General features: G+C 35.2%; 6 protein-coding genes and 1 pseudogene. 5 read left to right on the top strand and 2 right to left on the bottom strand.

What is annotated here, in order from left to right:
• Positions 1-183 (top strand): annotated as a pseudogene (locus tag Q0L29_RS14440) (hypothetical protein); the annotation flags it as partial.
• Positions 184-266: 83 nt separating this feature from the next.
• Here the strand turns inward: Q0L29_RS14440 and Q0L29_RS14445 are convergent.
• On the bottom strand, positions 267-1,745 hold the full coding sequence (locus Q0L29_RS14445) for an aminopeptidase P family protein (protein ID WP_296622796.1): 1,479 nt from the start codon (positions 1,743-1,745) through the stop codon (positions 267-269).
• Between the two features lie 201 nt (positions 1,746-1,946).
• Between Q0L29_RS14445 and Q0L29_RS14450 the strand changes: the two genes are divergently transcribed.
• The 3 genes from Q0L29_RS14450 (at position 1,947) to Q0L29_RS14460 (ending at position 4,328) form a co-directional block, all read left to right on the top strand.
• On the top strand, positions 1,947-3,062 hold the full coding sequence (locus Q0L29_RS14450; protein WP_296622797.1) for a cytochrome c peroxidase: 1,116 nt from the start codon (positions 1,947-1,949) through the stop codon (positions 3,060-3,062).
• Positions 3,049-3,765 (top strand): MbnP family protein, encoded by a 717-nt coding sequence (locus Q0L29_RS14455; protein WP_296622799.1) that lies wholly within the window; start codon positions 3,049-3,051, stop codon positions 3,763-3,765. Before Q0L29_RS14450 ends, Q0L29_RS14455 begins: the two co-directional genes overlap by 14 nt.
• Positions 3,766-3,845: 80 nt before the next feature.
• A complete protein-coding gene (locus tag Q0L29_RS14460) occupies positions 3,846-4,328 on the top strand; it encodes a hypothetical protein (RefSeq protein ID WP_296622800.1) in 483 nt (160 codons plus the stop codon).
• Between the two features lie 121 nt (positions 4,329-4,449).
• Here the strand turns inward: Q0L29_RS14460 and Q0L29_RS14465 are convergent, their stop codons facing one another.
• Complete coding sequence (locus Q0L29_RS14465) at positions 4,450-4,686, bottom strand: hypothetical protein (RefSeq protein ID WP_296622803.1); 237 nt, start codon at positions 4,684-4,686, stop codon at positions 4,450-4,452.
• A gap of 190 nt (positions 4,687-4,876) precedes the next feature.
• Here Q0L29_RS14465 and Q0L29_RS14470 point away from each other — a divergent pair, with 190 nt between their 5' ends.
• On the top strand, positions 4,877-6,175 hold the full coding sequence (locus tag Q0L29_RS14470; protein ID WP_296622805.1) for an MFS transporter: 1,299 nt from the start codon (positions 4,877-4,879) through the stop codon (positions 6,173-6,175).
• Positions 6,176-6,764: the final 589 nt, after the last annotated feature.

The raw sequence follows: 6,764 nt of genomic DNA on the forward strand, positions 1-6,764 counted from the left end.
ACAGAGGTGTTAACTAATCACGGTTTCAATCCAAACTATTTCACTCACTATTGGAAGAGTAAGAAAGGGGATGTTTATCTTTTTTGCTATGAATTTGGATTTATAACCTTCAAAGATGCTAAAGGCACTAAGAAATATACCCTAGTGAAATGGCAAGATCATATGGGTAAGGTGGCTGATTAATTCAAAAAAACCCTTGAATTATTGTCAACGCGTATAACTATTTTGTAGGTATAAGGCATGCCTTATACCTACAAAATAATGGATTATTTTTCCTCCAATTCCGGAAAATTAAACTGCCCAAAGGCACTCTCTTGTTTCATCAATTCTTCAATTTCACTGCTTTTGCGTGGGGCATCATCGGATAGTAATTCAATACCGTCTTTTTTGATTAAATAATCATCTTCAATTCTAACGGGTATATCCCACCATTTTTCATCGCAAGGGCTACCTTCAGGAATATAGATTCCCGGCTCTATGGTGATGACCATATTTTCTTCTAATGTGCCGTATTCTCCTAAATCATGAACATCAAGCCCAATATGGTGGCAGCAGCCGTGCGGATAATAGCGGTGTCTTCCAGTTGCTGGATCTATTAAATCTTCTTCATTTAAACTTTTGACTATCCCCAATTCTAGTAAACCTTTATTGATTACCGCTAAGGTAGTGTCAAATATATTAGAAAAAGGAACGCCCGCTTTTGCTACGGCCATACCTGCTTCCTGAGCTTCATAAACTAAATCATAAATGGCTTTTTGTTCTTTAGTGAATTTCCCGTTTACAGGAATAGTTCTGGTAACATCAGCAGTATAACCGTGATATTCAGCGCCTAAATCCATTAAAATCAGTTCCCCGTCTTCAATTTCCGGCTTGTAGTTATCGATATAATGTAAAACACAACCATTATGTCCTGCTCCCACTATACTTGGATAACCTTCATATTCCGCTTTGTATTTTTTGTATATGAACTCATGCATTCCCTGCACTTCAAGCTCAGACATACCTGGCTGCATGGCTCGCATCACTTCCGCTTGTCCCAGTGCTGAAATTTTCACTGCTTTTCTTAATAGATCCAGTTCTTCTTCTGTTTTTATGCCGCGCATAGGGCGTAATAATTCATCCAGAAGTGTAGTATTTAAATTATTTTTTTGTGGCTCGGGCGTGATATCCAATTTGCTGTCGTCCGGGTAATTTACCTTTTGCTTAAATTGGGAAATCAAATCATATAAATCTCCTTCTTCTCTTGATTCTCTTACATCATCCTGAAAATCGTGGAATAAAACCTGATCAAATTTTGAGAAATCAATGGGGAAATTTTTGAATTCAGGCGTTTCAAATGCCACTTCAAGCTTTAAATCTTTAACGGCATCTGCAGTACTGATTCTTCCACCATCATAAAGCTCTGCCAATGCGTTTCTACCTCTTACAAATACAATTTCATTAAAAGTTGAACCCTTAATATTTTGCTCTTCTGAAAATATCATCAATAGTGCATGTGGCTGTCGGTGACCTGTTAGATAATAAAAATTGGGATCTTGATGATATTTATAATTCACATCATTAGCTCTGTTACGAATAGGATTGGAAAAGAAAACGGCAACAGAATTTTCAGGCATTTTATTTCTCAAAATCTCTCTTCTTTCCTGATGAAAGTCGCTGGACAAAAAGTCTTGGGGTTTTTGTGTTTGTCCTAAAGAAAGGGTTGAAATAAAAACTGAAACAAGAAGTGTGTATAAAATTTTCATAATTAAGATTTTTTTGAATTTAAGAAAATATTAAATTATATGAGTTCATTTTTATATTAATGGTTATCAAATCTTAATAATTAGGTTTTTATTCTTTCATTCAATAATTTAATTCAAAATATATAAACTTTTTCTGATATAATTTACGTTTGTTTATATATATTAATAATCGTTCATATAATTTTTAGTAAAGCCTGAAAAATGCGATTAATTTATTTTTTCCTACTTATTATATTCATAAGCTTTGGTTGCGATCCTAAGAATGGAGAATTCGCACCTGAAGATGATTTTGAGTTAAGTGCCCCTGCTTATTTCGGCAGTTTTAATGAACGTATCCCGGAAGACAATCCCATGACTACTAAAGGTTTTGAATTGGGAAGAATGCTTTTTTATGAAAAGAAATTATCAGGTGATAATAGTATGTCTTGCGCTAGTTGTCACCAACAAAGTAATGCATTTACGGATGGAAAGGCTTTTAGTCCTGGCATAGACGGACAAGTTGGGCAAGTGAGCACTATGTCATTAGTAAACTTGCTCTGGGCCGAGCATTTTACATGGAATGGAAAGATGCAGAGCGTGGAAGATCAATCCACCGAGCCTATCAGAAATCCGATTGAAATGCATGAGAATTTTGATAATGCTATTCGTAAATTGGAAGATGCAGGTTATAATAGATTGTTTCAGGAGGCATTCGAAACGGATCAAATAACTGAAGAGTTGATTGGAAAAGCCTTAGCTCAGTTTCAAAGAGCTTTGATATCTTCCAATTCCAAATATGATCAATATTTAAGAGGAGAATATAATCCTACCCCCTCAGAAAAAAGGGGAGAACAATTATTTTTCACACACCCAATTCCAGGTCAACTGAGAGGTGGTAATTGTGGCGATTGCCATTTAGGTCCCTTAACTTCAGGAGCAATTGATGAATTTCAGGGGTTCCATAATAACGGATTGGACCATGATGAAAATATGGATGAGGGATTAATGGCCGTAACTGGAAATTCGACCGATAAAGGCAGATTTAAAACGTCAAGCCTGAGAAACATTGCTTTAACTGCTCCTTATATGCATGATGGTAGATTCCGAACTTTAGAAGAAGTGATTGACCACTATGATAATGGAATTCATCAAAGTAGTACTTTAGATATTTTAATAATAGAAGGAAGCAATGAAAATCAGGCTTCCGGTGAAAGGCCGCAACTGTTTTTAAGTGAGCAGGAAAAGGAAGATATACTGGCATTTTTGCATATGTTGACAGACGAAGAATTTATTAGCAACTCCAAATTCTCTAATCCTTTTGAAAATGAAAATAATTAAATCACTTTTTTATCTGTTACCTTTTATATTCTTCGCATGTCAGGATGATATAGAGGAAACGACCACTTTAGAATTAGAATTTATTCATAAAGCTGGAAATGAGGATTTCGAATATGGAAAGATTTATCAAAATAATGCTGGAAATGAATTTTCATTGCGTTTATGGAGAACTTATATAAGTGATGTTAAGCTGATGAAGTCGGACGGTGAATTGTATGCGGTTCCTGATAGTTATCATTTAATCGAACCAGTTGACGGAAATAAATTTAGTTTAAAATTGAACCAAATACCATCCGAAAAGTATAAGGCTATTCAATTTTATGTTGGCGTTGTAGGAGAAGAGAATCTGTCTGGAGAAATAGTAGGAGATTTAGATCCATCCAATAATATGGCCTGGAACTGGACCACGGGCTATAAATTTATCAGGATGGATGGAGAGTTTCAAGATGAATTGGGGAATAGGAGAGGTGTTGTGGTACATATTGGAAAGGAGATAAATCTAAAACCTCAGGTATTCAATTTTCAGCAAGACATCAACTTTTCAGGACAAATTAATAAATTATCCTTCGATCTAGATTTATTGGAAGCATTTCAAAATCCTCATACGATCGATTTCGAAGTTTTAAGTGACTTTCAGTTTAATGATGAAGCAAATCTGATAGGTGAGAATTATGCTGAGGGATTTGTGAAATTGATAGAGTAAGATTAAATTAGATAGAAATGATTTTACAACAAAGTTGGTTGTTTGACTGTTTATGAAATCAAACTCTAAAGATTTGTATTATGAATTATTTAAAAAAGATTTTATTCTTTCTACCCATGGTAATTGTATTCGTTTCCTGTCAAGATGAGATGGAAGATGTAGTAGATGATACTGAGGATCAGGATGATAGTGCTATTAATATTGTAGGAATGACTGTAGCGAATTCCGGGTCAACTGCTTATTTTGTAAGTGGAATAAATGGTAACGAGGATGTTACAACACTAAATGAAGACAATAGTACATGGCAATTAACTGTTGGCACACGCTATGAGTTAACGGTTACTGGAGCAAGTTCTCATCCATTTGCATTGAGAGATATTGAGGATAACATTCTTTTAAGTATGAACGATGTGGATGGAAATTTTGAGGGAGATATGGATGTTGATTTCCAAACTAGTGGTACAAGCTTTAGTTTTACTTTAACCCAAGCTTTAGCGGATGAACTCGACAATTATGTTTGTACCGTCCATCTAGGAATGACGGGAGGTATAGCTATTAACTAATATTTTTCCAGTCTTTAGAACAGAAAATCTTCAATCATCGAAAAAAAATGATTGAAGATTTTTTGTCTTCAGTTGATCAATCTTAATTTTTACAGCTTGAAAAGTGGTTTTAGTTTTAGAACTAGCTTAAAGCAACTTCTCCCCAATCTGTATGCATATCGTCAAATCGTTTCATCACTTTTTTAATGAATCCCTCTGAAATCAGACTTTTTAATTCTTCTACATCTGCCACTTCGTATTCATCAATTTTAAAGGTTTGTTCGTATAATCCTAATTCAAATTTCACGAGATATTTTTCATTCCATTGGAACAGACTGATTTTACAAAAATCGTTGGGAAGCTCACCTATTACTCTCATTTTTTATAAATTTAAGTTTAAGCAAAGTTAGCACTACTTTCTCAAGTTTAAAATAGAAAATAAACCTGTCAGGTTTGTCCTTATTATTCATAATGTTAAGTGCTATTTTTATAACTCTAAAATTTCTAAAAACCTGACAGGTTTGGGCTAAATTCCAAATGGTAAAAGGAGGATTTATATATAAGTATTTATGGCAGCACTAAAAGAACGATTTTATGATTTTTTAACAGAGGAAGATGAGCCCAGAGCTTGCAAAGCTATTCCCGAAGAAGCTTGTACCAATGTGCCAAAGAACTTCACCCTCAATATTGCCAATGGAACTTTGACCAAGCTAGCAGAGAAAATTATTAGTCCTAATCTTACGCTTGCCTGGATAATGGATTTCTTTGGAGCTTCTTCGGCTATGATTGGTGCCTTGGTGCCCGTTAAAGATGCAGGTTCTTTATTACCACAGTTAGCGGTTTCAGGTAAAATCCGATCTTTTGCCGTTCGTAAATACTTCTGGGCAGTTAGTGCTTTGGTGCAGGCTTTTGCATGGCTGGCTGCCGCAGGTCATATTTTTTATGGTAATGAAGATACAATTCCTATCGTATTGCTAATTCTGTTAGCTGTTTTTAGTGTGGCTAGTGGGGTTGCTTCTGTTGCTTATAAGGATGTGATTGCTAAAACCATCCCCAAGAACACAAGAGGGCAGATGTTGAGTTACCGTTCTACTTTTGGCGGAATATTAAGCTTGATTGCTGGAGTTGTTTTAGTCTTTTTTATTCAAAATGAAGCTGATAAGTCTATATATGGGTTCCTGTTTTTATTTTCTTCTCTATTATGGTTTATAGCATCCATTATATTTTTCATGATAAAAGAAGAAAAGGGAGCTACTGAAGGGGGAAGAAACCCTTTGCAGGAAGTTAAAGCAGGAATCAAACTCATTAAAGACGAGACCAATTTTAGAAACTTTTTATTCACGAGAGCTTTGTTGATGGCAGTTCCACTTTTACAACCTTTCTATGTGTTGGTAGCCAAAGATATTGATAATACCACATGGAGTTTATTGGGTTATTTAATTATAGTAAATGGTTTAGCCAATATAATAAGCAGTCCTTTCTGGGGCAAAATAGCGGATCAATCCGCTACTCGCTTGATGCGAATTTCTTCGTTTATAGCAATAGGAGGAGGAGTTTTTGCTTTGCTATTTTATTTTGCTTCTGACTGGAATTTAGGTTTTTTCGCATTTTTACCTGTCTTTTTTATCAATGGAATTGCCTATAGCGGGGCAAGGCTAAGCCGGAAAACCTATTTGGTGGATTATGCACCTGATGATAACCGAGCTACTTATGTTTCTGTAGCGAATACTTTCATCGGCTTATTTACGCTAGTAGCCGCAGGCTTTGGAGTGGTAGCTCAGCTCTTTGGTTTACCGGCACAGATAATCTTTTTTATGAGTTTATTGGTATTGGCTATAGTGTTGAGCTTTAGGTTGAAGAGTGTTTGATTTCTAAGTGGGGGGTAATAAGGTCACCCCTACGGGGCTTGGGTTTTGCTTATTACTCGCAAGTTACCATAAGATCATGCCTACGGCATTTTTTCACAAAATCTCCATGGTCGTGTGGCATACCGACCATTATCAGGATGTTTTTGAGGAAACTTTTGTGTTCTCGTTTCTGATGTGGTTTAAAAACATAAGAAAGTAATCAAGTCTCAGTATTTTCTTTCTTGGAGAATTTACCCATTAAAAAATATCTGTCTTTTTTTCGGAGAGCGTAAGGATTTATCTTCACTTTTCCACTATCCTTTAGCAAAAAGTAAGAGCTTGAAAAGGGACCTTCATTAATTTCTAAATATTGAATGTTTTGAATACCTATTTTTTCCTTTTTGAAATGGTCTCTATTAATTTGTAAGTGGTGATCGCTAATAATTATATAGGGTCCAATAAGTGATTTTATTATTAACCTGAGTTTCTATGTTGAAAAACCAGACAAAAGGTAATTTATTTTCTTTTTTTGCCTTTTTTAGGCGTAGTTGTCCTATGATAAAATTTTAAGTTTGTCAAGGGTGGCTTAGGTTTGTGCGCTGTTTTGTGC

It is taken from the genome of Marivirga sp. (assembly GCF_024636815.1).
GTDB lineage: Bacteria > Bacteroidota > Bacteroidia > Cytophagales > Cyclobacteriaceae > Marivirga.

Coding starts and splice junctions, on each gene's coding strand:
- Q0L29_RS14445 (WP_296622796.1), bottom strand. CDS start 1,745: ATGAAAATTTTATACACACTTCTTGTTTCAGTTTTTATTTCAACCCTT.
- Q0L29_RS14455 (WP_296622799.1), top strand. CDS start 3,049: ATGAAAATAATTAAATCACTTTTTTATCTGTTACCTTTTATATTCTTC.
- Q0L29_RS14450 (WP_296622797.1), top strand. CDS start 1,947: ATGCGATTAATTTATTTTTTCCTACTTATTATATTCATAAGCTTTGGT.
- Q0L29_RS14460 (WP_296622800.1), top strand. CDS start 3,846: ATGAATTATTTAAAAAAGATTTTATTCTTTCTACCCATGGTAATTGTA.
- Q0L29_RS14470 (WP_296622805.1), top strand. CDS start 4,877: ATGGCAGCACTAAAAGAACGATTTTATGATTTTTTAACAGAGGAAGAT.
- Q0L29_RS14465 (WP_296622803.1), bottom strand. CDS start 4,686: ATGAGAGTAATAGGTGAGCTTCCCAACGATTTTTGTAAAATCAGTCTG.